2 protein-coding genes are annotated in these 429 nt (G+C 67.1%); both read right to left on the bottom strand.

Going from position 1 to position 429, the window contains the following annotated elements:
• Positions 1-220 (bottom strand): gamma-butyrobetaine hydroxylase-like domain-containing protein (locus F8279_RS30075; RefSeq protein ID WP_151501741.1); only part of this gene is annotated, 220 nt, incomplete at its 3' end.
• Entirely contained in the window at positions 217-408 is a 192-nt protein-coding gene (locus F8279_RS30070; RefSeq protein ID WP_151501740.1) for a Trm112 family protein, read from the bottom strand. The genes F8279_RS30070 and F8279_RS30075, both read right to left, overlap by 4 nt.
• Positions 409-429: the final 21 nt, after the last annotated feature.

Raw genomic sequence — 429 nt, 5'->3', positions numbered from 1 at the left:
CCGGATCGAGACCCAGGATCGTCACGTCCTCTTTCCCGGTGACGACCTGCTTCTGCCCCGCGCCATGTCCCTGCACCTCGGCGCTCGGCGACTCCACGCGCAGATATTCCGCCGGCAGCACGAAACGCTCGCCGCTGTCGTATTCGATCGTGAGCTGTGTCTTCTGGCGGTTGAGCCTGAGCTCCACCGGCCACGGTCGCGCCGCACCCGCCGTCGTCATGGCGCGCCGCGCTCCGCATCGTTCAGCGTGCGCGCCTCGCCTTCCAGCATGATCGGCACGCCGTTGCGGATCGGATAGGCGAGCCCGGCGCTCCTGCACACCAGCTCCTGCTTCTCCCGGTCATAGACCAGCGTGCCCTTGGTCACCGGGCACACCAGGATCTCCAGCAGCTTGGGATCGGGCTCCATCAGTTCACCGAACTCGGCCCT

This window comes from Micromonospora sp. AMSO1212t, from assembly GCF_008868145.1.
GTDB lineage: Bacteria > Actinomycetota > Actinomycetes > Mycobacteriales > Micromonosporaceae > Micromonospora > Micromonospora tulbaghiae.
Note: the sequence above shows the minus strand (reverse complement) of the source record. Positions and strands in the feature narration are given on the sequence as shown.

Coding starts and splice junctions, on each gene's coding strand:
- F8279_RS30070 (WP_151501740.1), bottom strand. CDS start 408: ATGGAGCCCGATCCCAAGCTGCTGGAGATCCTGGTGTGCCCGGTGACC.